Source organism: Endozoicomonas sp. (genome assembly GCF_051008435.1).
In the GTDB taxonomy this organism is placed as follows: Bacteria; Pseudomonadota; Gammaproteobacteria; order Pseudomonadales; family Endozoicomonadaceae; genus Endozoicomonas_A.
In genome coordinates this window covers 1-16,676 of record NZ_JBPCXO010000304.1, presented here as the reverse complement: position 1 = coordinate 16,676, position 16,676 = coordinate 1, and the positions used below count along the sequence as shown (strand labels likewise).

Genomic DNA, 16,676 nt, shown 5'->3' with positions numbered 1-16,676 from the left:
AGGCTCATGGCTGTTTATAGGCTCATGGCTGTTTATAGGCTCATGGCTGTTTATAGGCTCATGGCTGTTTATAGGCTCATGGCTGTTTATAGGCTCATGGCTGTTTATAGGCTCATGGCTGTTTTCTTACCAGAAGATTTGCGGTAGGTTTCACACTCTTAATACCACCCACTATTCAACCTATGTCTACTCCTGACCAAGAACCGTTCTGGCGCACCAAAAGCCTGGAAACCATGACCCGCAATGAATGGGAAGCGCTTTGTGATGGCTGCGGGCGTTGCTGCCTGAACAAGTTAATCGACGACAATACCGACGAAATTCATACCGTTGCCATCTCCTGCAAACTGCTGGATTTACAAACCGGTCGTTGTCAGAACTATAAGCATCGACGCAAATTTGTGCCGGACTGCATTATGTTCACCCCTAAAACACTCCATGAACATCTTCCGTGGTTACCTGACAGCTGCGCTTACCGACTGCTGCATGAGGGATATGATCTACCCGAATGGCACCCTCTCGTCAGTGGCGATCCGGGCTCAGTGCACAAAGCGGGTTTTTCAGTTCAGGGAAAGCAGATTGTTTCTGAAGAAGAGGTGCCTGAGCCGTCTGAATGGTTTGACTACATTATTCGTGTAGGTTGATGCGGCCCTTCATGAAGAGGCCGACTGCTTACTTTGCTCGCCGGATGCTGACATTTCAGCTTTCCTGTTCGACTGACTGTTGATAAAAATAGACAACAGTCCAGCTAAAATAACCAGTGCCATACCTGCAAAGGCCAGAGTATCGGGAATGTGTCCCCAACCCCACCAGCCCAGAAGGCCTGCAAATACCACCCCACAGTAGTTTACTGGGGCTACAACGCTGGCTCTGGCCCAAGTATAAGCCTGAGTATACAACCACATGGTGATACAGATTGAGCCTCCAACATACAATAGATAGGGCAATGTCCAGAGAGGTATCGCCTTCCAGTACATAATGGCCATGGGTAAACTGCAGACAAAAGAAATCAGAAAGTAGTGAAACATGATCCGGCTGGAGGGTTCTGTAGACGACAGCGCTCGAGTTCCAACCATGGAAAAGGCCAGAAACAGGCCAGAGGTCAAACCCACCCAATGCCAAATACTGATGCCATCAAAATCAGGCTTCAGAATCAACAGTACACCCGCAAAACCAAGCAACATGGGTCCCCAGGCTTTTCCTGGCACCTGGAATTTCAACCAGAGCCAAACTACCAGCGGCACAAATAAGGGACCGGTATTTCTCAGCAGGGTTGCTTCAACCAGAGGAATATAGGCCAAAGCCTGATAATAAGCGTAGAAGCAGAGCCAGCCGGTAACACCCCTGACCAGATGGGCACCCCAGCGATCTGTTTTCAAACTCTGAACAGAGCGCTTCAATAACCAGGGCAGCATGAGTACCAGACAGATAAAATACTGAGCCAGAACAATGACTGGAACCGGGACATCACCGGAAATCAGTTTACTGGCTGCGCCCGCAGTACTGGCCACGACCGCCGTGGCCAGGGCATAGGCTACCCCTTTGGGAATGTTTTCTGTTTGCACTCGTTCTCCCTGGAGCCGGTTTGCTGGTATATATCTGGCACCAGCTTTTCCATCATCCGCTCAGGCTTGTTAAGATTTTCAAACCCAAACTGTTCATACAATCCGTGAGCATCTGCCGTGGCCAGCATAAAACGTCGCAGACCTTGTAACCCTTCAACAGACTGAATACAGGACATCATCCATTTACTCAGCCCCTGGCCTCTGACATCAGGCAGAATAAAAACATCGGACAAATAGGCAAAAGTGGCCTGGTCAGAAATCACCCTGGCAAAACCCACCTGTTTCTCATGAAGATAAAGACCAAAACAGAGTGAGTGCTCAATCGACAACTCCACTGTTTTTCGGGGAATGCCACTGGCCCAGTATGAGTTTGTTAAGAACAGATGGACGACATCCAAATCCAACAGAGATTTGTCCGTACTGATCCGAAATTCATCCTTTGTCCATTCCATTGCTGTCTCAGCCTTCCCTACTCCATTGACTCAAGATCAAAGTCATTTCATCTTGAGAGAAGAGAAATGACTTTTATCTTCTGAATATCAGGCCTTTCCCATAAAGGCGCCCATAATTTCCCGTGCTTCATCCGACTGCAGTCGTTCAGCAAAGATAATACCTTCATCAGCGATTCTTTTTTCAACATCGCTGCGATAAGACTGCTTAAGGAGCTGTTTGGTGTATTTCAATGCTTCAACAGGCTTGGTCGCCAATGCTTCAGCTTTTGCCAGGGCATGCTCAAAGATATGATCAGTATCCACCGCTTCGTTGGCAATCCCGTAATCGCGAGCCGTTTCAGCATCAAAAAAATCTCCCAACATCAGCAGCTCTGCTGCACGCTGGTGCCCCATCACCTCAGGTAACAGGAGACTGGAAGCAGCTTCCGGTACCAGCGCGAGATTCACAAAGGGCAATCTGAGCTTGGCGTTTTTGGCAATATAAACCAGATCACTGTGCAGCAGCATGGTGACGCCAATTCCTACCGCCACACCGCTGACTGCGGCTACCAGAGGCTTTTCAAAAGCGACCAGCTGACGCAGGAAAGTCATCACAGGTGAATCCAGACCCAGACCTTCCTTCAGAAAGTCTCCAAGATCATTACCTGCTGTGAAGGCGTCGGTGTATCCCTGAATCAGGACAACACGAACCGAATCATTTTTATCGGCATCCGCCAGTGCATTGGCCATATCGGTGTACATGGCACTGGTCAGGGCATTCTTTTTTTCCGGTCTGTTCATGGTAACAATCAAGACCGAACCACTTTGCTCAAGCACTACATTATTGTCAGACACATTCACCACCTTTGAGCGTTGCTTTCTTATTTTCAAGAGAATACCCATTGGATTTCAAGATGCTACTAGGAGCCTGTCGGACTTACCACTGACCTACTGCGAAAAAGCCGGATTTGGCCATTTTTTATGATTCTTTTCGTTGAATAGCTCGCTATTCGCCTCAAATAATCATAAAAACTCTCTCAAACCGGACTTTTTCTCGCTACGGTCGGCTAAGTCCGACAGACTCCTAGGCGTCAAGTTCGTGAAGCCCCAGGAGCCTACAACAAGTAGGTAACTGGGGTGAACGAACGCTGACAACAACGTAGCAACTTGAAAGGCGATGGGTATACATACTCTATTGTGCTTTGGACAATAACAGCCAAGCGCCAGTGAAACAATTTTTAGGCTTTCCAAAAGAGGCTGGACTATTGAGAATCAGCCTTGAGCCAAGAAGCACTTTTTTCAGGGTAAAAAAAAGCCCCGAGTCATCAATGATGACCGGGGCAAAGGCACCTGACATGCACATCGCTAAGGATCAACCTCAACAACTGTGCTCTTTTTCACCTTGACTGTTAATAGTAGAAAGTCAGCGGGCGAATCCGGTCTCCCATCAGGCAGAGAAAATAGATAAATATTTTTATTAAATGACTAATTAAGCAATATTTATTCCTGAAACTATTCTTATTTTTCTTTATATAAACGCCAGACATCGAAGCTATGACAAACAAACTCTGAGTCGTTTTTATTCTTGTTCAAGAACACTTCTTCGTGAACTTGAGATCTATACTGCCTTGAAACTTAACCACTTTCTTAGTCCATAAGGGTTAAATGTCAAAACCAGTAATATTCCTGAAAGCAGCGGTGATTATATTGACCCTGACAAGATCCGTTGTTGGTTCAGACAGCCTGCTTACAGTGCATACTCAGCAGCATACTTTCAGCTTTTCAAACAACCAAACACAGTTATTCTACGGTAACAGTATTGATTTAACAGATCCTATTCCTTTTTCATCGAACGACTTACTTGAAGTTTGCCTGATCAGCCAATATCAAACCACGTGCTCCCTGCTCCCCCTTTCTCTCAAAACAGAACTCAGAAGATTCATTTCCGGAATGTGGGACATCACGGCCTTATCCAACTTCAGTGAACATTATCCCCACTACCTTTATGAAATTCCTGACTGCAAGTTTCTTCTGGCAAAGCTATTCCGGCTTACCCGCCTGTTCTTTGATATTCGCTACATCTACTGTAATGGTGACTGTTTCTGGTATTCGCCATTCTCTCCCCTGGCCCTTTAATCTATTGTCAAAAAACACTCGACCACAGCCTGGCGACATTCTTATTCTGACAACAGGCGATAAAAGCCTGTCTACTCCTTCCCTGCTTTCTGAACATGTTGCACTTTACCTGGGGGACTCACTCTATCTTTCAGTCCATGGCAGTGAGATGAAAATTAAAGTGCAGACACGTTCCGAGCTTCTTTCTATTTATCCAGGCACCCATTCCTGGCACATTCATATGCAGCAATCGGTACCTTTGATTAATTACTGAGTCTTTTTCTCCAGGCGTTTGATTTCATCATATACTCTCTGATTAGAAACCGCCTTCATACCCAGTTTATGCGCATACCTCAACACTTCGCCGTTCAATGCATCGACTTCTGTTTCCCGACCTCTCTGTAAATCAGCCCACATACTCATTCTAGCCCGGTCGTCTATTTTCAAGGCTCTGGCAGCAACAATTTTGAAGAGAAAATCAGGAAGTTTCAGGACAAACGGCATCTTTTCAAGCGCTATGGCCGTACCAATATTCACAGGACTGAGACCACTCTTTTTCATCACAGAAAGGCCTTCATTCATGCAGTCAGCCCAAAGTTTTCGATAACGTCGCTGTTTCAGTTGTTCTTTTAACGGTACACCGCTCATTGCATTGATTGAGTTATTCAGGTTCAACAGAAGTTTGCTCCATTGAGCCGCCAGAATGTCATCATGCAAACGGCTTTTTTCCAATGCTTGATCCAGAGTAGGCAGCCAGGGTTTCAGAGCTTCATGGGCTTCCAGATGGAGGCAACCTTCACTGGTTTTCTTGAAGACGCCCTGCTGCAGATAAGTGACGCCATAAGCTACAAATCCGGCAACAACGAGTTCCGGTTGCAAATACCGTTTCAACGATTCGGTACTGTTCAGCCCATTCAGTAAACTGATGACCGTTGCCTGGGGCGCATACTCTCGAATTTGTGCCGCTGCCTCTTCCAACCCTGAATGCTTTACGCAGAGCAGAATTAAGCGGCTTCCTTCCAAAGCTTCAGGCTCGGTATGAAAATCAATAATGTCTGAGGAAAAAGACTGGTGCCTGCCATCGGTATTAACAGCAGTAAGGCCATATTGGGATAATTCATCGGCAAACCACTGTCTGCCTATCATTCGAACCGGTATAGATTCAGCCATAAACAGACCCGCCAGATAGCAGCCAATACAACCGGCTCCCAGAATCGTTATACCTTCACTCTTTAATTGTTCCATCCTGGAAGATGCTCTCTGTCAAAACACCAGCTATCACTCTAAAAACCTGTTCACGCTACGTCAACCCGACCATTGTTGTTTATGACAGATAACCACTATAAAAAAGGCCCGCTAATCTCTTAGCAGGCCTTTTCATCAAACGGTATTAATCCAGAAACAAGAAAAGCCCGCTGAGGGTAATCAGCGGGCCTGTGCAATCAAGTCACAGTGGATAGCTGTTACTTGTCGCCTTTTTCACCAGAAGATCTCCAGTCGGCAACATAGAAGTTCACTTTCTTGCCAGTCTTCTTATCAACACCGTAGCCTTCTACACTGCGGTCATTGAAACGAGCCTTACCAATCTTGATCTTGTGGACCGTTTTCTTATCCTTCTTGACTTCGATGGTACCATCTACATCGCGACCATTTTTGTTAGACTTGATGTTCACTTTGTAGGTCACATCACGTTTGCCTTCCGCTTCACCTTTCAGTTCCAGCTTGCCTTTATTGCCCTTGCCTTCCAGGCGCAGGGTAGAGTCTTCTTTGGCGAAGGATTCATCAAACATTACCCGGCCAGAGATTGCAGCAGTAATCTTGATGTCATCTTTGCCCTGCAGAACTTCAATACCGCCCTGTGGCATGATCGGCTTGTTGTCGTCGCCAAACTTGGCCTGTGTCATTGGGTAGAAGGTCTTGTTGATACCAGAACTCAGTACACCACGATCCATCAGCAGGTAACCATCAGTGGTTGGTACAGTAAAGGCTTCGTTGGTATCTTCAGCCGGAATCATCTGACCATCACGCAGGATATCACCGGTCTTCGGATCGACAGCCCACACACCCTGAATCTGAGCCGTTGGGATAATCATTCCACCTTCAGTCTGAGCTACACCTTCACCGGAATCAGTCGTTGGGCAACCCGTCAGACCAAACTCATACCCCAGTACACCTGTAATCAGAAGTTCGTTGGCAGTACTCACGACAATACCGTTGTGGAAGCCACTGAAGCCACAGATCTGAGGATCATCAATCGGGCCTTCTGGCAGCATATCCTTGGCAAACTCGTGCATATCGATGCTCCAGTCTTCCAGACCTGTTTCTGGATTGACGGCATACACATAGCGCTCGTCGTATACATAGATCTTGTCATCTCCCGGCCCGCCCAGAGATGCAGAAGCTGGACGACCTGCTACATCTGAAGTCCAAACATATTCTTTATCGGAGTCAGTGCGGTACTTATAGAGAGTCGCATTTTCGTCACTGGCGTAGATGTATTTCATATCACTGGAAATCGCTGGGCTTGAGCCACTACCATTGCCAATCTGGGCTTCATAAGCAAAATCGATCTTTTTGGTTTCAGGATCAAATGTGAAGCCGTGGACAGCGCCAGCATCTTCAGACTTACTGGAAGTACCAGTAGCGTAAATCATCCCGGTTTCAGGGTGTACTGCAGGTACGTTAGAAGACTCTACACCACCGTGGAAGTAGGTCCAGATTACAGACCCCCAGCCTTCCGCTACATAAGGAGGGCTCATCGCACCCGGTGCTGGAGACAGAACATGGGTATCAAACTCGCCTGGCATATTCACTGGGCCAGCTACCAACTCACCTGATTCACGATCGAAGATCATGACATCACCGAACATAGTGATACCACCCACGTAAGCGGTAGAGTCATCACCATTGACTGGCATAGTAAAGAATGGATTAGTAATGGAATTTGCTTCCATTCCCAGACTCAGCTCATCAAACACACCTTCAACATCAACGGTTGGCTTAGGCAGAGGAGTAACCCATCTCACTTCACCTTCAGGAGAGAAAGACCACATCTGGTTAGCATCACTGATGTAAATATTGCCGTCTTTGTCTACTGCTGGAGCAGCAATGACACCACCCGGATCAAAGTCATCCGCGCCCTGCCAGGGTGGAGTTTGCCACTTGATGTTACCTTCGCCATCAAAGGCCGTCAGGTTAGAATGACCTTTGTCCAATGCAGTCGTTGCGTAAAAGTCACCATTGGGTCCACGAGTAGGCCCCAACAGAACCGCAGCTCCTTCCAGCACTTCTGCAGACTGCTCGTAGTAACGTGGCAGCTCTTTGATAGATGGAATGTAGTCGTCGTTTCTTGGACCACCATGAGCGGTTGCCCATTCTGTGTCGGCATAGACGCCGGCACGAGGTGTTTCAATCATAGTGTCACTAGCCATGACACCGGTAGAGGCTGCTAAAACTGCGAGAGCCAATAACTTCTTTTTCATTTTTATTCTCAGTACTACTTAACGTTTTTGTTATTTCCCTGAGTCGACAGAACCGATAAAATTGGCTAATTCTTCGGTTCCACCAGTCTGGATCTCCATATGCACCCAGACTCAATCTGCGTTGTTCTTTTTGTTCATCCACCTGTAAACAGAGTCTACGGGTATGCTTGATTGAACCATCTGACCAGCAAGCCTCTTAATGTTACAGGTCTTGGTAGACGCTGTTTCCAGAAGAGCTCCCTTGCTGCGTGGCTATAGATTAATACACATGACTTAACCCAAAATATAAGTACAAATACCTAAATACTGTCGTTTATACCTACCAGCGTTTCGGTTAACCCTTTTGGACTAGTCAACAATTTAATGGCGATTGATTGAAAGTGGACTTAAAGCTTTTTCTCTTTAGCCAGCTTCATAAAGCGACTATTGATTCTTAACTTGATGTTGCGACGATTGCCCAGAGTGGCACCATCAGGGAAGAGTATTCCTACAGATTGTCTGTTCTGACTTTGAAGCCTTTTTTTCTGCATGGACCAGAACTGAGTCACTTTGCTCATGACCTTTTTAAAGCCCCGACTTCTGGTTTCTTTCAAAGCCACCTCAGGTGTGTAGTAGAAAGTGGTGGCCTGCATCTGCTGTTTGAAATCTTCCATGGAAAGACCACTTTCCTGCGCCATAATACTTAGGACTTCCGAATCACCTTTTTGCAGCTTCCCCATCACCTCATACCAGATGGCGGTCAGCGTTTTCCCCATGTTCACTGACTTCTGGAGATCTTCAGTTCGCACCACCAGAACATCCACAATTTCACCGGGGATCTCACTGGAATCAAACACCAGATTGCCTTTGCCAGTTGCCAGAATCTCGCCCAGGTCGGGCTACCAGGCAACAACAGCATTAACATCCCAGGAGTTGAAGGCAGGAACCACAGAATGGGGGTTATTCACCAGCACTACCTCTTTTTCATCCATGTCATGATGGGTCAAAGCGCACACCAGCATAAAGTGAGAGACCGTACCCATAGGCAAATGAACTACCTTACCTTTGAGGTCCTCTACACGCTCCCCCCCTTTCAGAACAATGCCATCATTGCCATTTGAGCCACTGCCAATCAGAAGAATGGTCAGAAGAATGGTGGCATCCACTCCTAATGCAGCTATCTGCCCTAAAGCATCAACATTGGTGACGGCAATAGCATTGAGAATGCCGGTATTAAACTGCTGAATACAGGACATGTAATCTTCACAGGGTTTTACCTGAGTCATCACCCCATATTTCTCATCCCACTTCTCCAACAGCCCAGCTTTGCTGGCATAGGGCCAGGCCATGGAGCCTGCGTAAGGCGTCCAGCCCAGACGAATATCCATGGCTGCAGCTGAAAGTGGGGCGATAAGCCCCAGCATGAACAGAATACGAAGTAGAAAAGAGGGGTGCATGGATGCCTGATCCTTGGCACTGGAGTCTTCCTGTTAGATTTCGACCATAGCCTCCGAAACTACAGACAAGCGCTTTAAAGTCTTTCAGTAATGATAGGGAAAGCGAGAGAAGTCTTTAGGTCTTTTTTCCAGGAATGAGTCCCGACCTTCTTGGGCTTCTTCTGTGCCATAGGCCAGACGTGTGGCTTCACCCGCAAATAGTTGCTGCCCAACCATGCCGTCGTCAGTCATGTTCAGACCGAACTTCATCATACGGACCGCTGTGGGTGATTTTTCACCAATAATGCCAGCCCACTCAAGAGCCACTTCTTCCAATTGCGCATGAGGTACAACTTTGTTGACCATGCCCATTTCAAACGCTTCCTGAGCCGAGTAATCCAGCCCCAGGAAGAAGATTTCGCGGGCCCGCTTCTGCCCTACCATTTTGGCCAGATAGGCTGATCCATAACCCGAATCAAAACTGGCCACATCCAGATCAGTTTGTTTGAAAACAGCCTGTTCTGCTGAAGCCAATGTCAGATCACAAACAACATGTAAACTATGTCCACCACCTGCGGCCCAACCGGGCACAACCGCCATAACCACCTTGGGCATAAAACGAATCAGTCGCTGAACTTCAAGGATATGCAAACGACCAAGACGGGCCGGATCCACTTCATCCTGTGGCATACCTTCATACTTGTAGCCATCTTTACCACGAATCCGCTGATCTCCTCCGGAGCAGAAAGCCCAACCACCATCTTTGGGAGACGGGCCATTGCCAGTCAGGATTACAGCGCCGATATCACTGGATACTCGTGCGTGCTCAAGAGCCCGAAATAATTCATCCACCGTCCTGGGTCGAAAGGCATTGCGACACTCAGGCCGGTTAAAGGCAATTCTCACCGTTCCCTGATGCCTGGCACGGTGATAGGTGATGTCTTCAAATTCAAAGCCATCCACTTCCTGCCATTGATCAGGGTTAAAAATTTCAGAAACCATGAGACCTCCCGAGACACGAATGCCATAGCGACAACAAATAATAGTGAACAATTGTCGCACAAGAGCCAAACAGCGCCAGTACGTAATTTACATAGAAACTAATAGCCCTAAAAACGCATTACAGTTAAGGCGTAAATGGCTCATATCGCTTTTACTGAATTATCACCCCTTGGCCTCAAAGTCATCCTCCCTCAGAAGAGCTCGACCATCACTCTGAAGGACCCACAGCTCTCTATGAATGACACCACCGGCATTGTTCATCTTCCAGCCTGATTTGAGGATGGCTGACTTCTCATCCACAACTTCCAGCTGTGGCTCAATGTACTCAACCTCAGCAAAACCGTCAGCAATCAGCTTTTCCCAGAACGCGGTGATTTCAGCAGTACCGGTAAAGGTGCCTAAAGGGCGAGCATGCATCACGGCATCTGCTTCATACTGTGCGGCACAACCTTTACCGTCGCCGCTATTAAACGCATTTTTCCAGATTTTGCTGGCTTTCCAAACAGCGGCTTCTACAGTGGCTTTTTGTGATTCATTCATGACGTGCGTTCCCATGTTTTATCGGACTGACTGAAGGATAGCTCTGTCTATGTGTTATGAAAAACCGGATAATATCGAAAAGTCTGTCCTGAATTTTCAAACAATATGATGAAATACCTTCGCCATATGGTGGTGTTTGTACAGATCGTTGAAAGCGGTTCGATCAGTCAGGCCGCCAAACAGCTAAACCTTTCCAAATCAGTAGTCAGCCAAATGCTCTCCAGTCTTGAAGAAGCTTTGGACGTCCACTTGCTGAACAGAACCACACGACGGCAGGTTCTGACTCCGGCCGGTCAAACCTTCTTCAAACAATGCAAGGAAATCCAGACACTCAGTGATCAGGCCTGGCAAGAAACCAGAGAGTCACAAAAAAAGCCCAGAGGCCCCATCACAATCAGTGCTCCACATGCACTGGTCGATACCGTTGTCGCTCCCGCTGTAGGCCGCTTAGTCGCCAGCTGCAGTCATATCGAGCCTACTCTGGTGACCGACGATGAACGGGTCAACCTCTACGAAAAAGGGATTGATCTGGCTATCAGAGTTGGGGAAATGCCTTCCAGCGACTACCGGCAAAGAAAACTGGGAAGCTTCTGTGAAATTCTCTGTGCCAGTCCGGAATACACGACAAAAAATGCTTTGTCTCCCGATATTATTCTAAACCAGGATCGAACTCGAAGTGACGTCGATTACATAGCCAATATCTGGCAGGGCCATCATGTTCTTCACCGTTGCAGGCACAATGCAACGCAGGATGAAATAACCTTTACCATTCATGCCAACAGAATGGCCAACACCCTGCCAGCAGTCATTGCTCTGGCAAAAGCCGGAGCCGGCCTTGCCCTGATTCCAGACTTTTTATTTGCGCCACTTCAGGAAAAAAGACAGCTAGTTAACATTCTGCCGGAGTATACATTTTCATCGGTTCCTGTGTATGCTATTCACGCCTTTGGACATCAGCCACCTGCGTTGGTCAAGAGCTGCATTTCTGTCATTAAGGAAGAAATGGCGGGCTTGAGCAAAGTATCCAAAGGCGTTGATGGATGAAAATAATAAAATAAGGATTTAGTTGTGACTCAGGACTCTATCTTCATCCCATTTCTTGGGATGATGCTGCTTACATTTATTGTCTGGACTTACATGTTTATTCAAAGGCTGGTTCATATGACAGCCCATCAGATTGATCCGCAACAAGCCATCTCACCTGACAAATTCAACGCCATGGTGCCCGATAAAGTCTCAGCTCCCGGACATAACCTGAGAAATCTGGTTGAACTCCCTCTGCTGTTTTATGCACTGTGCATTTATCTCTATCTGACCTCCCAGGTAGATACTGGCTATTTATATGCAGCCTATATCTTCCTTGCCTTCAGGGTGTTGCACAGTGTCGTCCAGTGCACCTTCAACAATGTGAATCTTCGCTTCGCTTCTTACCTCGTCGCGTCCTTTGCTCTCTGGTACATACTGATCCGCAGCGTCTTGAACGTTTTGAGCCTGCTGAATTGATTCTGGGAGCCTGTCTACCCCAAGCTTCCAATGAACCTTTCATTCTCTCTGACTGAGCTGACAGGTAGAATGTAAATCAAAGTAATCTCTATGAGAGCTTTCCGTAAAAATCAGATATTATCGCTGAGAGCCTGTTGGACTTATGCATTCGAGCAGAAATTGCCTTAAGCCCGCAGACTCCTAGGACTCATATAGGACATTGAAAGCCTGACCCGCTTAAAGAGCCCAGGAAAATTCTTACGGAGTGATAACAATGGCCACGGTGCAAGAAATCTTCGATAAAATACCCAGCCGTTTTGATGCCAGTTCAGCGATGGGACAACAGCTCGTTTTTCAGTTTGATATCACTGATGGGGAAACCTACCACATCGCCATTGATGACGGCACTTGTCGTGTTATCAAAGGCGCCAGTGAAGACCCCAGTGTCACCATGATCACAGACAGTGAGTCTTTCGTAGGTATCATGACCGGTGAACTGGATGGTATGCAGGCGTTCATGACCGGCAAGATTCGCACAGAAGGCAATATGATGCTGGCTACCAAGCTAAACGATTTTTTCCATAACGAATAATACCTCCGACCTGCTGAAGCCATCAGCAGGTCTCTCTCCCTGACTATCGACGCTCCTGTTAGATTGGTATCATGGTACATAATCTGACATATCATCCTTGTCACAATATTCTTTTACGAGTTTCCTTCAAAGGACGAGGGTTACGGGAGAGCAGTCAATGAGTGATCAGTCTCTGGTTCTGGACTTTAAACAAGCCATGCAGGAACTGGCAGCATCCGTCAACGTCATCACCACCCAGCATGACGAATCAAGAAATGGTCTTACGGCTACAGCCGTATGCTCCTTATCGATGGAGCCGACTTCCATGCTGGTATGTATTCACAAAGATGTACAGGCTTTGTCTGAAATCAGGGCCAGTGGATATTTCTGTATCAATATCCTGAGTTCTGAACAGCAAGCGATATCTGACGTATTTGCCGGCCGCTCCGGTGCCAAGGGAGAGCAGCGCTTTCTGGAAACCGGCAGCTGGACACCTTCTCAATCAGGTACACCGATGCTGGATGGTGCGTTGGCCAACGTTGTCTGTGAATTACAGGAAATCAATGAGTCCGGTACTCATCATATCTGTATTGGTCACGTCAGAGAGGTACGTTTGGAGCAGGGCTCATCTCCTCTGATTTATGCCCAGCAACAATACGGCACTTTAACCGATCTGCCTGAAGCCGAAAAAGCAGCCTGAAAATGATAGATTCCGGGGCACAGTCACCCTGACCCGGATATTTCATAAACTGCCCCGAATCTCGCGCAGGCATTTGTCGCTCTACGGAATTTTGCGAAGGAGTGCCGTACCGGGGAGTACGGTCGACTGAGTAAAACTTCCATAGGGCAGCAAAGGGCCAGCGAGAGCGGGAGCATGTTTATGAAATATCCGGGTTAACTGTATTCCGGAATTTAATCGGACGATTCTTCCGACAGATAGAGAGTCTATCCTCTACCGTGAGCCTTAAATCCAGCAGGCTCCAAGTTATCACCCACATAAACATAAGAAGTCTATGAGCCGTATTCAACAAACTCTGGCAGCTATAGATACGCTGCATGCACAAGACCCTGAAACCATCGACGGTAAAGCTAAAGAACTGATCTATGCAGAGAATATGTCAGTATGGCTTGAGAAGTTAAACCCAGATGCTTCAGATGAATTACAAATTGCGGTTCGCAGCCAGCATTTGTGCCGCTGGGAAATTCCACGTTCAGATTTCCCAATGGATCGACCCGGCTATCTGAAGTGGCGTACGGAACTGGGCAAACTGCATGCACGAAAAGCCGTAGAGGTCATGCAGGATAATGGCTACAGTGAAGAAAGCTGTCAGCAAACCGAAAATATCATTCGCAAGCTCGGTATCAAACGCCATACTGAAACCCAAACGCTGGAAGACTGTGCCTGTCTGGTGTTTATAGAAACGGATTTTCTTAATTTTGCGCAGAAGCATCCAGAAGAGAAAATTATTCGTATAGTCCAGAAGACCTGGGCCAAAATGTCGGAACAGGCTCACCAGAAAGCTCTTGCACTGAATCTGCCCGCCCAAGCGTTGAGTTTGATCCAGAAAGCACTGGCTTGACACCAGCACTTATTCAAAACACAGGATTTCGATGAGCAAACGTCTCGGCAAATTGATTAAGGAAGCCTTCATCACATTGTTGATCGGAGTTGCAGTCATGACGGCATACAACGTCTATCTGCAAAAAGACATGCCTTCTGGCATGGCTCCCGAACTCCGCGCAATGCCCATTAATGGGGAAGAAGTCGACCTGTACACACTGTCTGAACAGAAACCGGTCCTTCTTTATTTCTGGGCCAGCTGGTGCCGAGTCTGCCATTGGGTTAGCCCTGCGGTGAGTGATCTGTCAGAAGATTATCAGGTGGTTACTGTGGCCCTGGCTTCTGGCAGTAATGAACGAGTGGCAAAATATCTCAATGCCAAGGATCTTCACTTTCCTGTGATTAATGATCTCAAGGGCTCTATCAGTAAAACCTGGAATGTCAGCGTTACACCTTCCATTTATGTCATCAGAAAAGGTGAAATCGAATCAATCACAACGGGCTACACCAGCAAGGCTGGCATGCTGGCAAGGTTGTGGATGAATCGATAGAAACTTTTGCCACGGCATCACTACCATCAAGACAGACCAGGCCATTACAGGGACTGGTCTGCAGCAACTTTTCAAGCTTCTTAGCTGAGTGTTAAACACTCATTCACACCGGCCTCACAGATAAAGTCATCATCATGACTGATGAGAATAAATGCTCCCTGAAAAACAGTCAGTGCTTCAGCCAGCATTTTCCTGGAGTCGATATCCAGATGATTATCCGGCTCATCCAGTAATAACATAGGCTCTTCCGGTTGATGACTGACTATGAGCATTGCCAGCTTCATTTTTTCTCCACCACTCAGGTTTTCAACCTTCCTGTAAACCGCCTCTCCTCGAAAGCCAATACCAGCCAGTAACTGGCGGACTTCGAGCTCTCGTATAGAGCTGCAAAAGACAGCCATGTTCTCGAGAAGATTAAGCTCTGGTTTCAGCAGATGAAAGTGCTGATCCAGATAGAAAAACTCAGAGTGGATACTCAATTCTCCACTGAACGGCTGGACATCTCCTAGCAGAACCTTCATCAAGGTCGATTTACCACAGCCATTGGCGCCAGATAGATGCAAGCGGCTCCGTTTATCCAGCACCAGATTTAAAGGCTTGTCTGAACCATAAGGCAATACCAGATCCTGAATGAACACTTTTCTTTCAGACCGACTGTCTGATGACTTCAATGACAACTTCTGGATTTTGAGTTGCTCTTGCTGCTGTTTCAGATTTTCCAGTTTTTTCCTGGACTGCTCTTCTCTGGTTCGTTCTGCATTGAGCCTTTTGGAAGCACTCTTCTCAGCACTGCCTTTCATTCCATCGAGTACGATCTTTGGCAAACCGCCACTCTTTCTGAGTCTTTTGCCAATAGCGGCTCTCTGGTCCGCCTTCTCTTGATTACTTTGAGCTCTTCTCTTCAGTTGCTTCCGCTCCTTCTGCGCGTTTTCCAACTGCCTTTCAAAAGCGGCAACTTTCAAAGCTTTCTGCTCTTCGTAAAAATCATAATGACCACCAAATACCGTTAGCCCCTTCGAATTAAGCTCCAGTATCTGCTCCATATTTCGCAGTAACATACGATCATGGCTGATCAATAGAATAAAGCCTTTGAACTTTAGCATCTGCTCCAACAACCATTGACGACCTTCCTGGTCCAGATGGTTGGACGGTTCATCCAATATCAGCAAATCGGCTCTGGAATGGAAAAGCTTCCACAGCCTCAATCGTGATAGCTGTCCACCACTCAACGTATGACAAGGTAATGATGTATTTACGGGCAACCCCAAATCTGTGAGCAAGTGACTCACTTCCTGTTCCAGCTGCCACTGATCCCCAATGACTTCAAACCATTGGGGATCGCTACTGCCCTGCTCTACTTTTTTCAGAGCCAACAGCTGCTCTTCAATCTCCAGAAACCGAGCAATGCTCTGTCTGGACTGAGTCAATTCAGAAGGTAGCTGAGACAAGAACTCACACTGACCATTCAGCCGGACGCCTCCTCGGGTTGCTTTTCTTGTTCCGGCTAGTACTGAAGCTAATACCGACTTTCCTGCTCCGTTGCGGCCCACCAGCCCGGTCAGCCGGGCCGTCAGTGAAAGGGCAATATCCTTGAATAGAGTTTCGCCATTATCAAACTGAAAGGTTAAATGATCCACCTGGAGAATAGGTGATAAATGTTTTTGTGCTGGCATAAAGCCTCCTGCAAAACAGGGGGCACAGACACAGTTGCCATAGGCAATACAAAAAGAAGGTTTGCAATGCAGAAACTGCGCCCACTAACCCTGTTGATCCAAATAATAAAAATTCAATCGGATGACAGGTAATTCCTAAAAAACTGCTGGACAGAGAAAGAGAATAGGGGGCTTTTACAGGTTGGCTGATGAAAAGTGAGGGGTTGCAACAGAAATAGCCTTCAGGAGACGATTGATTTATAAGGATCAAAATTTCTGAAGGATCAGACATGTGTGCAACACCCTCACTAC

Annotated in this window: 20 protein-coding genes; 9 read left to right on the top strand and 11 right to left on the bottom strand. The window is 47.1% G+C overall.

The window, feature by feature from the left end; genetic code table 11:
• The first annotated feature begins 182 nt into the window (after positions 1–182).
• Positions 183–641 (top strand): YcgN family cysteine cluster protein, encoded by a 459-nt coding sequence (locus tag ACR2PX_RS15515; RefSeq protein WP_434000262.1) that lies wholly within the window; start codon positions 183–185, stop codon positions 639–641.
• 9 nt (positions 642–650) lie between these two features.
• On the opposite strand, the gene ACR2PX_RS15510 is transcribed toward ACR2PX_RS15515, so the two are convergent.
• The 3 genes from ACR2PX_RS15510 to ACR2PX_RS15500 all read right to left on the bottom strand — a co-directional run bounded on the left by ACR2PX_RS15510 (position 651) and on the right by ACR2PX_RS15500 (position 2,848).
• Positions 651–1,562, bottom strand: a complete 912-nt coding sequence (locus ACR2PX_RS15510) for a DMT family transporter (RefSeq protein ID WP_434000261.1) — start codon at positions 1,560–1,562, stop codon at positions 651–653.
• Positions 1,532–2,014: a GNAT family N-acetyltransferase gene (locus ACR2PX_RS15505; RefSeq protein WP_434000260.1), complete on the bottom strand. Its 483-nt coding sequence runs from the start codon at positions 2,012–2,014 to the stop codon at positions 1,532–1,534. The genes ACR2PX_RS15510 and ACR2PX_RS15505 overlap by 31 nt, the downstream gene beginning before the upstream one ends.
• Before the next feature lie 87 nt (positions 2,015–2,101).
• Positions 2,102–2,848: an enoyl-CoA hydratase gene (locus ACR2PX_RS15500; protein WP_434000259.1), complete on the bottom strand. Its 747-nt coding sequence runs from the start codon at positions 2,846–2,848 to the stop codon at positions 2,102–2,104.
• A gap of 810 nt (positions 2,849–3,658) precedes the next feature.
• On the opposite strand from ACR2PX_RS15500, the gene ACR2PX_RS15495 reads away from it, so the two are divergent.
• A complete protein-coding gene (locus tag ACR2PX_RS15495; protein ID WP_434000258.1) occupies positions 3,659–4,129 on the top strand; it encodes a hypothetical protein in 471 nt (156 codons plus the stop codon).
• Between the two features lie 4 nt (positions 4,130–4,133).
• Positions 4,134–4,382 carry a hypothetical protein gene (locus tag ACR2PX_RS15490; protein WP_434000257.1) on the top strand — a complete coding sequence of 83 codons (249 nt, stop codon included), beginning with the start codon at positions 4,134–4,136 and terminating at the stop codon, positions 4,380–4,382.
• Here the strand turns inward: ACR2PX_RS15490 and ACR2PX_RS15485 are convergent.
• The 6 genes from ACR2PX_RS15485 to ACR2PX_RS15460 form a co-directional block, all read right to left on the bottom strand.
• Positions 4,376–5,353 (bottom strand): 2-dehydropantoate 2-reductase, encoded by a 978-nt coding sequence (locus ACR2PX_RS15485; protein ID WP_434000256.1) that lies wholly within the window; start codon positions 5,351–5,353, stop codon positions 4,376–4,378. The two genes, ACR2PX_RS15490 and ACR2PX_RS15485, sit on opposite strands and share 7 nt — an antisense overlap.
• Before the next feature lie 218 nt (positions 5,354–5,571).
• Positions 5,572–7,590, bottom strand: a complete 2,019-nt coding sequence (locus tag ACR2PX_RS15480) for a hypothetical protein (protein WP_434000255.1) — start codon at positions 7,588–7,590, stop codon at positions 5,572–5,574.
• A gap of 386 nt (positions 7,591–7,976) precedes the next feature.
• Positions 7,977–8,426, bottom strand: a complete 450-nt coding sequence (locus ACR2PX_RS15475; RefSeq protein WP_434000254.1) for a hypothetical protein — start codon at positions 8,424–8,426, stop codon at positions 7,977–7,979.
• A gap of 42 nt (positions 8,427–8,468) precedes the next feature.
• The gene (locus ACR2PX_RS15470) at positions 8,469–9,026 is read right to left on the bottom strand and encodes a hypothetical protein (protein WP_434000253.1); all 558 of its coding nucleotides are present in this window, start codon (positions 9,024–9,026) and stop codon (positions 8,469–8,471) included.
• An 84-nt stretch (positions 9,027–9,110) separates the two neighbouring features.
• Positions 9,111–10,007, bottom strand: a complete 897-nt coding sequence (locus tag ACR2PX_RS15465) for a 1,4-dihydroxy-2-naphthoyl-CoA synthase (protein WP_434000252.1) — start codon at positions 10,005–10,007, stop codon at positions 9,111–9,113.
• 162 nt (positions 10,008–10,169) lie between these two features.
• Positions 10,170–10,547 carry a nuclear transport factor 2 family protein gene (locus tag ACR2PX_RS15460; protein WP_434000251.1) on the bottom strand — a complete coding sequence of 126 codons (378 nt, stop codon included), beginning with the start codon at positions 10,545–10,547 and terminating at the stop codon, positions 10,170–10,172.
• A gap of 105 nt (positions 10,548–10,652) precedes the next feature.
• On the opposite strand from ACR2PX_RS15460, the gene ACR2PX_RS15455 reads away from it, so the two are divergent.
• The 6 genes from ACR2PX_RS15455 to ACR2PX_RS15430 all read left to right on the top strand — a co-directional run bounded on the left by ACR2PX_RS15455 (position 10,653) and on the right by ACR2PX_RS15430 (position 14,712).
• On the top strand, positions 10,653–11,591 hold the full coding sequence (locus ACR2PX_RS15455) for a LysR family transcriptional regulator (protein WP_434000250.1): 939 nt from the start codon (positions 10,653–10,655) through the stop codon (positions 11,589–11,591).
• A 24-nt stretch (positions 11,592–11,615) separates the two neighbouring features.
• On the top strand, positions 11,616–12,050 hold the full coding sequence (locus ACR2PX_RS15450; RefSeq protein WP_434000249.1) for an MAPEG family protein: 435 nt from the start codon (positions 11,616–11,618) through the stop codon (positions 12,048–12,050).
• Between the two features lie 244 nt (positions 12,051–12,294).
• Positions 12,295–12,621, top strand: a complete 327-nt coding sequence (locus tag ACR2PX_RS15445) for an SCP2 sterol-binding domain-containing protein (RefSeq protein WP_434000248.1) — start codon at positions 12,295–12,297, stop codon at positions 12,619–12,621.
• Between the two features lie 157 nt (positions 12,622–12,778).
• Positions 12,779–13,300: a flavin reductase family protein gene (locus ACR2PX_RS15440; RefSeq protein ID WP_434000247.1), complete on the top strand. Its 522-nt coding sequence runs from the start codon at positions 12,779–12,781 to the stop codon at positions 13,298–13,300.
• A gap of 313 nt (positions 13,301–13,613) precedes the next feature.
• Positions 13,614–14,180, top strand: a complete 567-nt coding sequence (locus tag ACR2PX_RS15435; RefSeq protein WP_434000246.1) for a DUF4202 domain-containing protein — start codon at positions 13,614–13,616, stop codon at positions 14,178–14,180.
• Between the two features lie 31 nt (positions 14,181–14,211).
• Positions 14,212–14,712 carry a protein disulfide oxidoreductase gene (locus ACR2PX_RS15430; RefSeq protein ID WP_434000245.1) on the top strand — a complete coding sequence of 167 codons (501 nt, stop codon included), beginning with the start codon at positions 14,212–14,214 and terminating at the stop codon, positions 14,710–14,712.
• 80 nt (positions 14,713–14,792) lie between these two features.
• Here ACR2PX_RS15430 and ACR2PX_RS15425 read toward each other — a convergent pair whose 3' ends face one another.
• Together ACR2PX_RS15425 and ACR2PX_RS15420 are read right to left on the bottom strand one after the other, a co-directional pair.
• The gene (locus ACR2PX_RS15425; RefSeq protein WP_434000244.1) at positions 14,793–16,385 is read right to left on the bottom strand and encodes an ABC-F family ATP-binding cassette domain-containing protein; all 1,593 of its coding nucleotides are present in this window, start codon (positions 16,383–16,385) and stop codon (positions 14,793–14,795) included.
• Positions 16,324–16,676: hypothetical protein (locus ACR2PX_RS15420; protein WP_434000243.1), on the bottom strand; the 353-nt coding region annotated here is incomplete at its 5' end. The genes ACR2PX_RS15420 and ACR2PX_RS15425, both read right to left, overlap by 62 nt.